15 protein-coding genes are annotated in these 13977 nt (G+C 66.8%); 10 read left to right on the top strand and 5 right to left on the bottom strand.

Features of this window, described 5'->3' with window-relative positions; translation table 11 throughout:
- Nucleotides 1–15: 15 nt before the first annotated feature.
- From DR843_RS08340 to DR843_RS08330, 3 genes are read left to right on the top strand one after another with little or no spacing between them, the layout of a single operon-like run.
- Nucleotides 16–864: an aldo/keto reductase gene (locus tag DR843_RS08340; RefSeq protein WP_109684940.1), complete on the top strand. Its 849-nt coding sequence runs from the start codon at nt 16–18 to the stop codon at nt 862–864.
- A 27-nt stretch (nt 865–891) separates the two neighbouring features.
- Entirely contained in the window at nt 892–1128 is a 237-nt protein-coding gene (locus DR843_RS08335; protein WP_109684939.1) for a CopG family ribbon-helix-helix protein, read from the top strand.
- Entirely contained in the window at nt 1125–1553 is a 429-nt protein-coding gene (locus DR843_RS08330) for a type II toxin-antitoxin system VapC family toxin (protein WP_109684938.1), read from the top strand. Before DR843_RS08335 ends, DR843_RS08330 begins: the two co-directional genes overlap by 4 nt.
- 28 nt (nt 1554–1581) lie before the next feature.
- On the opposite strand, the gene DR843_RS08325 is transcribed toward DR843_RS08330, so the two are convergent.
- Entirely contained in the window at nt 1582–2715 is a 1134-nt protein-coding gene (locus tag DR843_RS08325; protein ID WP_109684937.1) for a M4 family metallopeptidase, read from the bottom strand.
- A gap of 36 nt (nt 2716–2751) precedes the next feature.
- Nucleotides 2752–3879: a TlpA family protein disulfide reductase gene (locus DR843_RS08320; protein ID WP_109684936.1), complete on the bottom strand. Its 1128-nt coding sequence runs from the start codon at nt 3877–3879 to the stop codon at nt 2752–2754.
- 212 nt (nt 3880–4091) lie between these two features.
- Between DR843_RS08320 and leuA the strand changes: the two genes are divergently transcribed.
- On the top strand, nt 4092–5831 hold the full coding sequence (leuA, locus tag DR843_RS08315; RefSeq protein ID WP_109684935.1) for a 2-isopropylmalate synthase: 1740 nt from the start codon (nt 4092–4094) through the stop codon (nt 5829–5831).
- A 52-nt stretch (nt 5832–5883) separates the two neighbouring features.
- Here leuA and DR843_RS08310 read toward each other — a convergent pair whose 3' ends face one another.
- Together DR843_RS08310 and DR843_RS08305 are read right to left on the bottom strand one after the other, a co-directional pair.
- Nucleotides 5884–7161, bottom strand: coding sequence for a hydroxyacid-oxoacid transhydrogenase (locus DR843_RS08310; RefSeq protein WP_109684934.1), 1278 nt, complete (start codon nt 7159–7161; stop codon nt 5884–5886).
- Nucleotides 7162–7206: 45 nt separating this feature from the next.
- The gene (locus DR843_RS08305; protein WP_109684933.1) at nt 7207–8007 is read right to left on the bottom strand and encodes a maleylpyruvate isomerase family mycothiol-dependent enzyme; all 801 of its coding nucleotides are present in this window, start codon (nt 8005–8007) and stop codon (nt 7207–7209) included.
- A gap of 44 nt (nt 8008–8051) precedes the next feature.
- On the opposite strand from DR843_RS08305, the gene DR843_RS08300 reads away from it, so the two are divergent.
- From DR843_RS08300 to DR843_RS08275, 6 genes are read left to right on the top strand one after another with little or no spacing between them, the layout of a single operon-like run.
- Nucleotides 8052–9299 (top strand): aminotransferase family protein, encoded by a 1248-nt coding sequence (locus tag DR843_RS08300; protein WP_109684932.1) that lies wholly within the window; start codon nt 8052–8054, stop codon nt 9297–9299.
- A gap of 34 nt (nt 9300–9333) precedes the next feature.
- Nucleotides 9334–10248: an ABC transporter ATP-binding protein gene (locus tag DR843_RS08295; protein ID WP_109684931.1), complete on the top strand. Its 915-nt coding sequence runs from the start codon at nt 9334–9336 to the stop codon at nt 10246–10248.
- Nucleotides 10245–10982: an ABC transporter permease gene (locus tag DR843_RS08290; RefSeq protein WP_109684930.1), complete on the top strand. Its 738-nt coding sequence runs from the start codon at nt 10245–10247 to the stop codon at nt 10980–10982. The genes DR843_RS08295 and DR843_RS08290 overlap by 4 nt, the downstream gene beginning before the upstream one ends.
- 16 nt (nt 10983–10998) lie before the next feature.
- Complete coding sequence (locus tag DR843_RS08285) at nt 10999–12192, top strand: sensor histidine kinase (RefSeq protein ID WP_170119792.1); 1194 nt, start codon at nt 10999–11001, stop codon at nt 12190–12192.
- Nucleotides 12189–12815 (top strand): response regulator, encoded by a 627-nt coding sequence (locus DR843_RS08280; RefSeq protein ID WP_245934060.1) that lies wholly within the window; start codon nt 12189–12191, stop codon nt 12813–12815. The genes DR843_RS08285 and DR843_RS08280 overlap by 4 nt, the downstream gene beginning before the upstream one ends.
- An 8-nt stretch (nt 12816–12823) precedes the next feature.
- On the top strand, nt 12824–13357 hold the full coding sequence (locus DR843_RS08275; protein ID WP_170119791.1) for a GNAT family N-acetyltransferase: 534 nt from the start codon (nt 12824–12826) through the stop codon (nt 13355–13357).
- Here DR843_RS08275 and DR843_RS08270 read toward each other — a convergent pair whose 3' ends face one another.
- Complete coding sequence (locus DR843_RS08270; RefSeq protein ID WP_109688738.1) at nt 13358–13969, bottom strand: class I SAM-dependent methyltransferase; 612 nt, start codon at nt 13967–13969, stop codon at nt 13358–13360. It abuts the gene before it with no gap.
- Between the last annotated feature and the right edge of the window lie 8 nt (nt 13970–13977).

Genomic DNA, 13977 nt, shown 5'->3' with positions numbered 1-13977 from the left:
GAGCACACTGGGTGCATGACCGACTCCTTCATCGCGACCACATCCCTGGCCACTGCTGACGGCTCTCGCGACCTGCCTTTGGTGGGCCTGGGCACCTATCCGATGAAGGGTCAGGAATGCGCGGACGCCGTCGCTTCCGCGATCGGCGTCGGGTACCGGTTGATCGACACCGCCGCGCAGTACGGCAACGAGGACGGCGTCGGGCAAGGTATCCGTGACAGCGGTGTCGACCGTGAAACCCTCGTCGTGGCAAGCAAATTGCGAGGCAGCGACCATGGCACCGACTCGGTGCGACGCGGGTTGGAGAAGAGCCTGACCGCCCTTGGACTAGACTACCTGGACCTCTACCTGATCCATTGGCCCAACCCCAGCCAGGGCAAGTACGTCGAGTCCTACGCGACCATGCTGGAGCTGCAGTCGGAAGGTCTGATCCGGTCGGTCGGCACCAGTAACTTCGTGCAGGAGCAGCTGGCCGCGCTCTACGACGCGACGGGGGTGTGGCCAGCGATCAACCAGATCCAGTGCAGTCCGATGTTGGCCCGCACCCACCTGCGCGATTTCATGACCGACCGCGGCATCCTGACCGAGGCGTGGGGTCCGCTGGGTCTGCGGGAGAAGCTGCCGGAGTCACCGGTCGTAGCGGAGGTCGCCGCGGAGGCCGGTCGCTCGGTGGGCCAGGTCATCCTGCGCTGGCACGTCCAGCAGGGCATCATCGCGATCCCGAAGTCGGGCAACGCGCAGCGGCAGAAGGAGAACGCCGACGTCTTCGACTTCGAGTTGACCGACGCGCAGATGGAGAAGTTGTCGGCACTCGACCGGGGCGAGGACGCCGCCTGGGACTCCCGCACCCACGAAGAGTTCTAGCGTATATCCGCCTGGATATACTCGAGTATGTCCAAGGTGCTGGTCTCACTTCCCGACGACCTGTTGGCTGAAGTCGATGCCGAGGTACGCCGCCGGTCGACAAGCCGCAGCGCGTTTCTCGCTGCTGCTGCTCGTCGTGAACTCGGCCGACGCGATCCCATCGCTCTCGAGGCGGCGATCACTCGGTCGCAACAGCGCTTCGCGGAGACGGGTGCTTTTGAGTCCGCGGATCTGGTCCGCGGCGACCGTGATCGGCTTGGATGAGCAGCGTCCTTGTCGATACCTCGGTCCTCATCAAGTGGTTTCACGAGGAGGGCGAGCAGGAAGTTGCGGCAGCACGTGCACTCCGCGACGCGCACGCTGCGGGCGCGCTGGACGCGTATGTGCTCGATCTGGCGGTCTACGAGGTCGGCAACGTGCTAGCACGTGCCCTGGGCTGGGCCGGGCAGCGAATCCACGACCAGTTACTTGATTTGCTCGCGATCGTGGGTCCCCCGGTGTCGATGGACCCCTCGTGGCTGCGGACCGCAGCTGCCATCTCGGAGCAGCATCGCATGTCCTTTTACGACGCGAGGTGGGCTGCCTGCGGGCAGGAACTGGGTATTCCGCTGGTGAGCGCGGACCGGAGGCTCATCGCATCCGGACTCGCACTTGAACCCACCGCGGCCGAGCACCGTCTGCTGTCCTGACAACGCCGGGCCGTTGATCTGGACGCGGTCACAGCACTTTGACTGTTTTCCACGCGTCGCCGACTGCGTCCCGCTGACTGCTGCTGGCCCCAAAGAGTTGACCGGCGGTGTCGATGGTTGCCTGCGCAAACCCTTTGAAGTCAACGTCTTTGGCGAGTTTGCCGCCAGTGAGTACGGCGTACCAAACGCGCCCGGCGCCTTCCCAGCTGTTGCCCCCGATGCCGGTGGCGGCCAGGTAGAACGCGCGGTTCGGGATCCCGGAGTTGACGTGCACGCCGCCGTTGTCGTGCGCGGAGTCGTGCGGTAAATCCTGGTAGCCGGTCATATCGGCCGGCTGCGGGTCCTTGCCCAGGTGCGGATCGTCGTACGCCGTCCCGGGGGCCTTCATCGAGCGCAACGCCACCCCCTTCACCTTGGCGGTGAACAGGCCCTGGCCGATCAGCCAGTCCGCTTCGGCAGCGCTCTGGCCCAGCACCTGCTGTTTCACCATCGACCCGAAGCAGTCCGACATCGACTCGTTCAACGCCCCGGGCTGGGCGACGTAGGTCAGACCGGCGGTGTACTGGGTGACACCGTGCGTCAACTCGTGCCCGATGACGTCGACGGAGTCGGTGAACGAGCTGAAGTAGACACCGTCACCGTCGCCGAACACCATCTGCTGACCGTCCCAGTAGGCGTTGTCGAAATCCTTGTCGTAGTGGACGGTTGCGATCAGTGGCAGCCCGTTGCCGTCCAGCGAATTGCGCTGCAAGGCTTGCCAATACAGTGCGAACGTGTCCCCGAGGCCGTCGTACGCCTCGTTGGCCGACTCATCGGCCACGGGCCCTTGGCCTTCGGAGCGCACCTTCGTGCCCGGCAGGGTCGTGCCCTGCCCGGCGGTGTAGATCGTCCGCTGCGGTGCTGGCTCATCGGCTGCGGCTGGGCTGGTGACGTCGCGCAGTTCGGTGCCGGTGGTGCGGTGGGAGCGGGCGCGTTCGCGCAGCTGGGGTGGGATCAGTCCGGACTGGTCGGCGCGGGCCGCGCGGTACTCGCGCTGCACCGAGATGTCGACGCTGAGCTCGAGGGTGCGACGGGCCGCCTCGGCGACCTCGGCGTTGGCCGAGTCGGCCAGGTGTTGCAGCAGGTGTGGGGGGACGATGCCGTGCGGTTGGTGGTGGCTCATATCTCGAGCATGAACCACACCACTGACACTTCGGGGTCAGCGCGTCGCCGACTCCTCGTCGGCGACCTCCGGAGCGTTCGGGGTGACCGTGATCTGCCGCCCGTCGTCGTTGGTCAGGGTGATCTCGGCGAAGTCCGCCCAGGCGGGGTCCCAGCCTCCGTCGATCAGCGCCTGCCGGGCCATCTCGCGGGCATGGTCATCGCGGGTCGTCTCCGTCTCCCGCTGGCGCTGCTGGGTGAACTCCTCCGTCCAGATCAACTGGCGCAACGGGCCGATACCGGTGACCGCCCCGTTGCCGAGCGGGTGGTCGGCGTCGATCAGCGTGCCAGCGGGGGTCCCGTCACCGCCGATCGCCTTGTAGAACGTCATCTGCGGGTCGTACCACGCGTGCTCCAGCAGCGGCTCGAACTCGGGGAACATCGCGAACTGCTCCGGGGTGCCGGTGAAAACCGGGACCAGGTCGTAGCCGTCGGCCATCGCATGCGGCCACCAGCGGAACTCCTGTACCGTCTGAGAGCAGGCACCACAACCGGCCGAGAAGAACACCACGTAGGACGGCGGATCTTGCAGGTCCTTGATGGGCAACTGCTCGCCGTCGCGGTTTTGGACCGTGAGGTTGTCGATCAGGTCACGCTGCCCGCGGTTCTCTGCCCCGTTGCGGTAGAGCACCAGACCACCTGCGATTGCTGCCGCGAGGACCGCCGGGAGCACGTAGGCCCACCCGCCGAGCCGGTCGGCCGCCACGGTCGCCGGGGCGGCGTGCAGGATCAGCGCGAGCACTGCCAGCGCCACCAGTGCGATGTTGCGGGCGACGGTACGCGGCCCCACCTCGTCGGCGCCGAGACCGCCGAAACAGTTACACGAGGCAGGTACGGCGGAGCGCACCACCCGCACGATCACCACCAGGAAGGCGACGTAGAGTGCGGCCGCCAGCGCCAGCGGGACCATGTGCCACGACGTGGGCAGCAGCACGATCAGGGCGCCCAGGCCGATCTCGAGGAACGGAAACGCCTTGGCGAACGTGTAGTCGCGCAGCAACCAGGCGGGCAAACCCAGGGTTTGCATACTCTTGAAGAAGTCGCGGTGCCGACCGAGTTTGAGCGCGCCACTGCAGATCAACACGGTGGCAACGGCCCACGAGATGATCGCGCCGAGGATGTCCATCGGACCAGATTAAGTGACGGCGGCCACGCGCGGTGGTAGGTGCGCTAGTCTTGGGGACGTGCGTGCGGCGTACCAGCTCCTCGGTTGGGGACTTCTTGACTGCCGCGGCGAGGCCTAGTTCGACTCGGTCATCCTCGCCGCGGAGGTTTCCGTTGCGCGAGTGAGCAACGGCACGGACCGGGCGCCCCCTTCTTCGTTCAAAGGCGATACCCGTGATCCATCCCCAGCAGAACACCACCATGCCGATCGGCAAGTACGTGCCGTTCCACGAGCAGATCAAGGTCGACCTGCCCGACCGCACCTGGCCGGACAAGATCATCGACAAGGCCCCGCGCTGGTGCGCGGTGGACCTGCGTGACGGCAACCAGGCGCTGATCGACCCGATGAACTCCGAGCGCAAGCTGCGGATGTTCAAACTCCTGGTCCGGATGGGCTACAAGGAGATCGAGGTCGGGTTCCCCTCCGCCAGCCAGACCGACTTCGACTTCGTGCGTGAGCTGATCGACGGCCACCACATCCCCGACGACGTCACGATCCAGGTGCTGACCCAGTGCCGCGACGAGTTGATCGAGCGCACCTTCGAGGCCATCGCGGGCGCACCGCAGGCCATCGTGCACTTCTACAACTCGACCTCTGTGCTGCAGCGCCGGGTTGTCTTCGGCAAGGACCAGGACGGCATCATCGACATCGCCACCCAGGCGGCCCGGTTGGTGCGCAAGCTGGAGGAGACCGTCCCGGAGACGAAGGTCTACTACGAGTACTCCCCGGAGTCCTACACCGGCACCGAGTTGGAGTTCGCCGCACGGATCTGCAACGCGGTCATCGAGATCATCGACCCGACCCCGGACCACCCGATGGTCATCAACCTGCCGGCCACCGTCGAGATGGCGACCCCGAACGTCTACGCCGACTCGATCGAGTGGATGTCGCGCAACCTGGACCGCCGCGAGTCGATCGTGCTGTCGCTGCACCCGCACAACGACCGCGGCACCGGCGTGGCTGCCGCCGAACTGGGCTACCAGGCCGGTGCGGACCGCATCGAGGGCTGCCTGTTCGGTAACGGTGAGCGCACCGGCAACGTCTGCCTGGTCACCCTGGGTCTGAACCTGTTCGGCCAAGGCATCGACCCGCAGATCGACTTCTCCGACATCGACGAGATCCGCCGCACGGTGGAGTACTGCAACCAGTTGCCGGTACCCGAGCGCCACCCGTACGGCGGCGACCTGGTCTTCACCGCCTTCTCCGGCTCCCACCAGGACGCCATCAAGAAGGGCTTCGAGGACATGGAGCGGCAGTCCGCCGCAACCGGCAAGTCGATCGACGAATTGGTCTGGGGCGTGCCCTACCTGCCGATCGACCCGCACGACGTCGGCCGCTCCTACGAGGCCGTGGTTCGGGTCAACTCCCAGTCCGGCAAGGGCGGGATGGCCTACATCCTCAAGACCGAGCACCAGTTGGATCTGCCGCGCCGGTTGCAGATCGAGTTCAGCGGTGTCGTGCAGCGTCGCACCGACGAGGCGGGCGGAGAGGTGTCGCCGGAGCAGCTGTGGCAGGCGTTCAGTGACGAGTACCTGCCCGGCACCGGGGTCGGTGAGGCCGCGTGGGGTCGGTTCGCGCCGATCAACCACCGGGTCGAGTCGATCGACGACGAGCGGGACCGGATCGTCGCGACGGTGACCGATCGCGGCGAGGAGAAGGTCATCACCGGAGAGGGCAACGGCCCGCTGGCCGCCTTCATCGATGCGCTGCACTCGGTCGGGGTCGACGTACGCATCCTGGACTACAACGAGCACGCCCTGACCTCCGGCGGTGACTCGGCCGCAGCCGCCTACCTGGAGTGCGCGGTCGGTGACCGTGTCCTGTGGGGTGTCGGGATGTCCAGTTCGATCGTGAAGGCCTCGCTGACCGCGATCCTGTCGGCGGTCAACCGCGCCGACCGCGAAGCACGCTGAGTCCGACAACGTCGAAGGGGCCCGCCGGTCGGCGGGGCCCTTCGTGGTTGTCTCACCAGTTGCTGAGGGACTCCTCGAAGATCGCGGCGATGTCGTCCTCGGTGACCTCGCGCGGCGAAATCGACAGCAGCCGTTGCTGTTTCATCGTCCCGGGCACCAGCTCGGGGATGTCGGAGGCTTCGAAACCGACGCCCGAGATGCCGTTGGGGATACCGATGTCGCGCATCAGGTTGATCAACGCGGTCGGCAGCTTCTCCTCGTCGGGGGTGTTCGGGTCGAGGTCGGGCTGCAGCATCAGCGCCGCCTGCACGTGCCGCTCCGGCGCGCTGGGGTAGGTGAACCGGAACGCCGCCGGCGCGGTCAGCGACACCGACATGCCGTGCGGCACCATCGCCTCGTCCTGCGGGTAGTCCACCGGGTGGAAGTCCTTGACCATGCCGGCGATCGGGTAGGCGTTGGCGTGCGGGATGTGCACGCCGGCGTTGCCGAAGCCCATCCCGGCACAGGTCGCGGCCAGCATCATGTCCGAGCGGGCATCGACGTTGGCGCCGTCGCGCACCGCAGTCCGGAACGAGCGCGAGATCAGCGACAGCGCCTTCTCGCACCACAGATCCGCGACCGGGTTCGAGCCGCAGTAGGGCACGCGCTCCTCGGCCTTCTTGGCCGGGTAGTCCTCGAACGGCCGGGCGGTGAACGACTCCAGTGCGTGACACACGATGTCCATCCCCGACGACGCGGTCACCCCGGCCGGCAGACTGAGGGTGACCGTCGGGTCGATGACTGCCATGGTCGGTCGCAGCCGCCAGTGCCCGATCCCGGTCTTCACCCGCAGCGACAACACGTCCATGACGCACGTGCCGGTGCTCTCCGATCCCGTTCCGGCAGTGGTGGGTACGGCGATCAGCGGCATGAGCGGGCCACTGGGCGCCCTGCCGTCCCCGACCGGCTTGTTGAGGTACTCCGTGAGCTCACCGCCATCAGTGAGCAGGAGGTTGACGGCCTTGGCTGTGTCGATGGACGAGCCGCCACCAACGGCGACGTATCCGTCGAACGGTCCCTTGTCCTTGGCGAAGTCGACTGCTTCGCCCATGGACTTGTCGGTCGGCTCGACGTGACTGTGCTCGAAGACCTCGGTCTCGATGCCGTAGCGGTTCAGGGACGCCACCACCCGGTCGGCGATACCCAGGTGGGCCACGCCCGGATCGGTGACCACCAGCACGCGCTTGGCGCCGTGGGTGCTGATGTCGTAACCCACCTCATCGAGGGCGCCGGCACCGAATTTCAGTGGCGGCGCACCCCAGGTGAAGACGGTCTCGTTGGCCTGGCTCATCCTGACTCCCTTGTCCGGTAGGTGATGTCTGTTGTGATGTAGGTCTCAATCGATATCTTCAGCAACAGCGTAATCAAGGCTCCTCAGCGCATCCGGGTCGCCCGCGGTATCCACGGGTCCGGCCGGCCGATTCCACAGCCACAGCAGCAGATCCGCGCTGGTGCCACTGACGGTGGCGCTGACGTCCGGGCTAGCGTCCACGCGCTGGAACCCGTGCTCGTTGACCTCGACACCGTCCGGGGTGACCCCGCCGAAGCGGCCCAGTTGCAGGGTCCATCGACGCGGCACGTCCGTCGCGGTCAGCTCCACGATCCTGTCCGCGGCCGGCGTGAAGGACGCCCAGTCGGGGATCGCCCCGCCGCGGATGACGTCCACGACCTCATCGACGCCATCGGCGGCGAGTGCCGGATCGATCGGCGCGGTTGGCACGGCAGCGGTCAACTCGGCGTCCACCCGGTGGATCAGCGCTTCCAGCGCCTGGCGGCGGCTGATGTAGCCGACCGTGTGCAGCGCCGGGTCATGAGCCCACATGTAGCGCTGCGTGTCCGCGGGGTAGCGGCCCAACGTGCGGACCAGTTGGGCACTGGCTTCCTCCCCGAAAGCCAGCAACCCGGCGTACTCCGCAGGTCGCTCGGGGCGCTCCACACCCTCGGCCCGGTCCTCATCGGTGATGTCACGGCGTACGACGTTCTCCCAGAAGCTCTGCACCTCGCCCAGGTGCCAGACCAGGTCAGCCGCATCCCAGTCCGGACAACTCGGGACCTGTGTGGTCGGTGGGGTGTCGCGCAGCACGGACAGGAACCGGCCGGACTGCTCACGCACGGTGGCCACATAGTCGATCGCCATGGGCACCACTGTGCCCCATCAGCAGCGCCCGATAGCGTCCCCCTATGGGCAACTTCTGGCACCCCTTCTCGGATATGGCATCGGTCGAGGCGAACGGTGAGTTCGTCATCAGTCACGGTGAGGGCGTTCACGTGTGGGACGCGGACGGCAACAAATACCTCGACGCGACGGCTGGTCTGTGGTTCACGAACGTCGGGCACGGTCGTGTCGAGCTGGCCGAAGCCGCCGCGAAGCAGATGAAGCGGCTGGGGCACTACAGCACCTTCGGCGACTACGTCCCGGACGTCACGCTGGAGCTGGCCGACCGGTTGGCCGGTATCGCGCCGGTGCCCGGATCCAAGATCTTCTTCACCTCTGGCGGCTCCGACTCGGTCGAGACCGCGGCCAAACTGGCCCGTCGCTACTGGGTGGAGATGGGTCAGCCCGACCGGCGCTATATCGTCGGGCGGACCAAGGCATACCACGGAATGCATTACGCCGGAACGTCATTGGCGGGCATCCCGGGCAACATCGAGGGCTACGGCACGCTGGTCGCCGACCAGGCGCACGTCGTCTGGGACGACCCGCAGGACTTGCGGGCAACCATCGAGCAGTTGGGGGAGGAGAACGTCGCGGCCTTCTTCTGTGAGCCGGTGATCGGTGCTGGCGGTGTGTACCCGCCGCCGGCGGACTACCTCACCGAGGTGCGCAAGATCTGCACGGAGTACGACGTGCTGTTCATCGCCGATGAAGTCGTCACCGGATTCGGCCGGATCGGTGGATCCTGGTTCGCCTCAGGGCGATTCGGTCTGGAACCGGACATGATCACCACGGCCAAGGGGCTGACCTCCGGCTACCTTCCGATGGGTGCGGTCTTCGTGTCGCCGAAGGTTGCCGACCTGTTCTTCGAGCCCGGTGCGGGGCGCTGGTTCCGGCACGGCTACACCTATTCGGGCCACGCCGTCGCGTCCGCCGTGGCCCTGGCCAACCTGGACATCATCGAATCCGAGGGCTTGCTCGAGGAGTCGGCCCGCCTGGAGCAGACGCTGCACACCGCGTTCGCTGCGCTGGCCTCGCATCCGGACGTGGTCGAGATCCGTTCTGGCACAGGTGCTGTCGCAGCCGTGCAGCTGGCAGATGCGCCGACGGCGATGGCGTTCGCTACCAAACTGCGCCGGTTCGGCGTCGCGACCCGCGCAGCGGGCGCTGGTGCGATCCAGATCTCGCCGTCCTTCACGATGACCGATGCGCAGGTAGGGGAGTTGGTCGCCGCGATCGGCGCTGCGCTGGAGGCAGATCAACCGACTGGTTGACGCGGTGCGGCGTTCGGCGCCGCAGGCTGGAGTTATGGAACCAGCCATCACAGTGCGCGGCTTGCGCAAGGAGTATCCCGGTGGCCGCGGCGTGCAGGACGTGTCGTTCGACGTGGCCGCGGGTGAGATCTTCGGTGTCCTTGGCCGCAACGGAGCGGGCAAGTCGACGACCGTCGAGTGCATCGCGGGTCTGCGAGAGCGGGACGCCGGTCAGGTCACCGTGTGCGGAATCGATCCGGCCGCCGACGAGCCCGCTCTGCGAAGGGTTCTCGGGGTGCAGCTGCAGGATGCCGCTCTGCCGGAGAAGCTCACCGTCGACGAAGCGCTGAATCTGTACGCCTCCTTCTACGACGACCCGGCACCGATCGACCAGTTGCGCGATCGGCTGGGACTGACCCAGGTTCGCGGCAGCTACTTCGGGCGGCTGAGCGGGGGCCAGCAGCAACGGCTCTCGGTGGCCCTGGCGCTGATCGGTCGACCCAGAGTGGCGATCCTGGACGAATTGACGACCGGCCTCGACCCGCAGGCGCGCCGGGAGGTGTGGTCGATCCTCGAGCAACTGCGCGACACCGGGACGACCTTCTTGCTGGTGTCGCACTTCATGGAGGAAGCGCAGCGATTGTGCGACCGCGTCGTCGTCATCGACGACGGTCGCGTGGTCGCGCTCGACACACCGGGCCGGTTGGCGGCGACCCTCGAAGCCGGCCAGCGGATGAGCTTCACGCTCGACGCAACGCCGCCGATCGACGTACTGCAAGCCCTGCCCTCCGTGCGCGCGGCACGGGCCGAGGGCGGGGTTGTCCACGTGGAAGGCGACGCCGACGTCGTCACCGACGTCATCCTCGCGCTGGACGCACACGGCACCCGCGCACGGGATCTGCGGGTGGACCAATCGAACCTCGAGGACGCCTTCGTGGCGTTGATGGAGAAGCAGGAGGTACGCCGATGACCGGCTTGCGTGGACTGGTGCGCAGTGAAGCAATTCTGTTGCGGCGCAACCCTGCTGTGGTGCTGTGGGTGGCGATCTTGCCGCTTGTCGCCGCCATCGTGCTCGGCGCGATCCCCGCGACGCGGAATCCGGTGAAGGATCTGGGCGGGCTGAGTTGGTTCTCGACGTACCAGCCGATCTTGCTGTTCTTCGCGGTCGCGCTACTGGCGATCCAGGCGTTACCCGACGTGCTGACCCGGTACCGCGAGCAGGGTGTGCTCAAGCGGTTGCGGGCGACCCCAGCGTCCCCATCGGCGCTGTTGAGCGCCCAGTTCATCCTGACGGCAGCGGTCTCGTTGGTTGTCGGGCTGCTGATCGTGGTCGTGCCAGCTCTGCTGGGTGCCGGTTGGCCGGGCAATCCGATCGGGCTGCTGGTCGCCTTCGCGGTGATGACGCTGTGCTTGTTGTCGATCGGAATGGTCGTTGCCAGTGTCTTCACGCGCAACAAGGTCGCCGCGGCGGCAGGGACGGTGCTGTTCTTCGTGCTGGCCTTCCTCGGCGGATTGTGGTGGCCACGGCAGACCATGCCCGGCTGGATGCAGACCATCTCCGACCTCAGCCCGGCCGGTGCGGCTGTCGGGGCGCTGCAGGATGCCCTCGCTGGTGGCTGGCCCGGGTGGTCGCATCTTCTGGTGATGCTGGTGTGGACCGCCGGACTGTCCCTGCTCTCGGTGCGGTTGTTCCGCTGGGAGTGATGTCACGATGGAGGTCATGACATCGCAGACGGAGTCCGTGCAGGGACCGTACTGGGATCGGGTAGAAGGCCCGGTGACCGCGGTCCGATGGGCCCCGCTCGTGCTGCTGTCAGGCTCGTTGCTGTGCTCGATCGTCGTGCCCGTGGCTTCCGGCCGGCTCGGCTACCTGCTGCTGATCGTTCTGTCGGTCGCCAGTGCGCTGTTGGCCGGGTGGTGGATGCGGCGGCGGGAACTGTCGACGTCGTCACGGGTTGCGATCTGTGCAGCGCATCTGAGTATGACCGCCGCGATGATCGCGATCTCGCCGGTCTACGGCATCTTCGGGTTCTTCGGCTACATCATCGCGATGCTGCTCTTCGACGGCCCTGCCCTGATCGTGGCGCTCGGCCTCAACGCGCTGATCATGGCCGGGTCGCAGGTCGGCGGATTCGGGCAGGCGGTGTCGGACTGGCGGGCCTTCCTGGCTCTCAGCCTGGTCAATGCGGGTGTGGTCGCGGTGATCGTGCACTTCGGCATGAAGCGGGCGCGCGAGGTGCAGCAGCGGGAGGCGGCGGCGGACGCGTTGGCCGAGGTCAGTCGACGTAACCAGGAGCTGCAGGACCAGCTGCTGGAGCGGGCGCACGAGCAGGGCATCCTGCAGGAGCGGGAGCGGTTGTCCCGTGAGATCCACGACACCGTCGCCCAGGATCTGGTCGCCATCGTCAGCCAACTGGAAGCCATTGATTCGGAGGGGGATTGGCGCCCGCGGGTGGACGCGGCGAAGTCACTCGCGCGCGATGGGCTCGGGGAGGCGCGCCGGGCGGTCTCTGCGCTGCGCTCGCCCTTGCTCGACGATGCCTCTGCTGCGCAGGCGGTGCGTGCGCTGGTGGACGATTGGTCGTCCCGGCACCACATCCGGGCCCGGTTGACGGTGCATGGCACGCCGGCCCGCACCGAGCAGGACCAGGTCATTCTGCGGGTGTGTCAGGAGGCGCTGTCCAACGTCGCACGCCACTCCGGGGCCAGTTGCGTCGAGGTCGAGTTGCAATACACCCAGGACGGTCTGTTGCTCCAGGTCCGAGACGACGGTCGCGGTTTCGATCCGCTCCTGGCTCAGGCGGGGCACGGTTTGCGGAACATGCGTGAGCGCGTCGAAGCTGTCGGCGGCTCACTCGATGTCGAATCAAACTCCGGCGCAGGGTGTTTGATCGGTGTGGCGGCACCTGCGTGACAACTCACGATGTGGTCACTGTCCTGATCGTCGACGATCACCCGATCGTGCGCAACGGTATCCGCGGGATGCTCGACAGCCATTCCCAGATCGAGGTGGTCGCCGAAGCAGGGGGCGGGCCGGAGGCGGTGGCTCTCGTGCAGCGCCATGATCCGCAGGTGGTGTTGATGGATCTGCGAATGCCGGCGGGGGATGGTGTCGATGCCATCCGGGCGCTGCGCGCGCAGGACCCGGCCCGACCCGCGATCCTGGTGCTCACGACGTACGAGACCGATCGGGACATCACGGCGGCGATTGACGCTGGTGCTGACGGCTACCTGCTCAAAGCGTTGGGCCGAGAAGAACTCATCCAAGCCGTGCTGGACGTTGCTGCCGGTCGCACCGTCCTCGCGCCGGTCGCAGCGGAACGGCTGGTGGCCCGCCGCCGGGAGGAACAGCTCAGCGACCGCGAGGTCGAGGTGCTGCGAGCGATCGCGGACGGCGGCACGAATCACACTGTGGCGCAACAACTCTTCGTCAGTGAGGCGACGGTCAAGACGCACTTGCTGCACGTCTACAGCAAGCTCGGGGTGAGTGACCGGGCGGCCGCGGTGCGGGTGGCATTCGAGCGTGGTCTGCTGTAATCGTCACCGTGCGAGATCATTTCGACGACGTGACGCTAGCCGGTGACGGATTCGTTCTGCGGCCGGTGGAATTGTCCGATGCCGACGCCATCGTCGACGGTGCTTCGGATCCGCAGACGCTGCAATGGCTTCCGCTGCCGCGGCCCTATGAGCGTGAACACGCGGTGGAGTGGATCAACAACCACACTGCGCCCCCGGCGTTCCCGCGAGTGATTGGGGTGGGCAGTGCGTTCGCAGGAGTCATCGATCTGAAGAAGACCGACTGGCGGGGACGTACGACGGAGATCGGCTATTGGTTGCACCCCGCCTTCCGCGGCCGTGGGCTGATGGCCGATGCGGTGCGGCTACTGGGCGATTGGGCGCTGCGCACGCAGGAGATGGAACGGGTCGAGATCCGGGTGGCCACTGGCAACGTGGCTTCACAACGAGTTGCCCGCTCGGCCGGGTACGTGCAGGAGGGGACGCTGCGCAACGCCGGCTTCCTGCACGAGGGTCGGGTGGACCTGATCGTGTTCAGCCGGATCCGGGCCGACCTGAACTGATCAGACCTGTGCCACGCCCACGGTCAGGGCGCCGAACGACTTGGGTCGTGCTCCGTAGAACTGCTTGCTCTGAATGATGACCAGTCCGGCACGGGTGAGCTCTGCCGCGATGTCGCGGGTGAGATGGCAGCCGCCGGCGACGCGTTGCTCGATCGGGTCGAGGCGGTGCTGCCAACGGCGGACGTTCTCATCGGGGGCCAGACCGTGCTCCAGGAAGTGCACCGCACCACCGGGTTTGACGACCCGTCGCACTTCCCCGAGAGCCGTGGGCAGATCGGGCACGGTGCACAAGGTGAATGTGCTGAGGGCTGCGTCGAAGGTGTTGTCCGCGAACGGAATTCGGGCCCCGTCGAGTCCACCGCGCTGGATGGGGATCTTCGCGGTGGCGAGGCGGTCTGCGGCCATTGCCCAGGCGGCATCCGACGGCTCGATAGCGGTCACCTGAGTCACGGCGGCGGGGTAGACACCGACGTTCGCGCCTGAACCGAAGCCGAGTTCTACGACATGCCCCGTCAGCCCTTCGCAGGCCCAGCTGCGAATGGGGCGCAATTTCGCCGACCCGCAGGTCACGTCGACCAGGCGGGGCAGGATGCGTTCCCCGTAGAAGCCCACGTTGGCCA

It is taken from the genome of Branchiibius hedensis (assembly GCF_900108585.1).
GTDB lineage: Bacteria > Actinomycetota > Actinomycetes > Actinomycetales > Dermatophilaceae > Branchiibius > Branchiibius hedensis.
Note: the sequence above shows the minus strand (reverse complement) of the source record. Positions and strands in the feature narration are given on the sequence as shown.

Bases quoted from the DNA above. Each gene is read 5' to 3' on its own strand.
- DR843_RS08340 (WP_109684940.1), top strand. From the start codon at position 16: ATGACCGACTCCTTCATCGCGACCACATCCCTGGCCACTGCTGACGGC.
- DR843_RS08335 (WP_109684939.1), top strand. From the start codon at position 892: ATGTCCAAGGTGCTGGTCTCACTTCCCGACGACCTGTTGGCTGAAGTC.
- DR843_RS08330 (WP_109684938.1), top strand. From the start codon at position 1,125: ATGAGCAGCGTCCTTGTCGATACCTCGGTCCTCATCAAGTGGTTTCAC.
- DR843_RS08325 (WP_109684937.1), bottom strand. From the start codon at position 2,715: ATGAGCCACCACCAACCGCACGGCATCGTCCCCCCACACCTGCTGCAA.
- DR843_RS08320 (WP_109684936.1), bottom strand. From the start codon at position 3,879: ATGGACATCCTCGGCGCGATCATCTCGTGGGCCGTTGCCACCGTGTTG.
- DR843_RS08310 (WP_109684934.1), bottom strand. From the start codon at position 7,161: ATGAGCCAGGCCAACGAGACCGTCTTCACCTGGGGTGCGCCGCCACTG.
- DR843_RS08305 (WP_109684933.1), bottom strand. From the start codon at position 8,007: ATGGCGATCGACTATGTGGCCACCGTGCGTGAGCAGTCCGGCCGGTTC.
- DR843_RS08300 (WP_109684932.1), top strand. From the start codon at position 8,052: ATGGGCAACTTCTGGCACCCCTTCTCGGATATGGCATCGGTCGAGGCG.
- DR843_RS08295 (WP_109684931.1), top strand. From the start codon at position 9,334: ATGGAACCAGCCATCACAGTGCGCGGCTTGCGCAAGGAGTATCCCGGT.
- DR843_RS08290 (WP_109684930.1), top strand. From the start codon at position 10,245: ATGACCGGCTTGCGTGGACTGGTGCGCAGTGAAGCAATTCTGTTGCGG.
- DR843_RS08285 (WP_170119792.1), top strand. From the start codon at position 10,999: ATGACATCGCAGACGGAGTCCGTGCAGGGACCGTACTGGGATCGGGTA.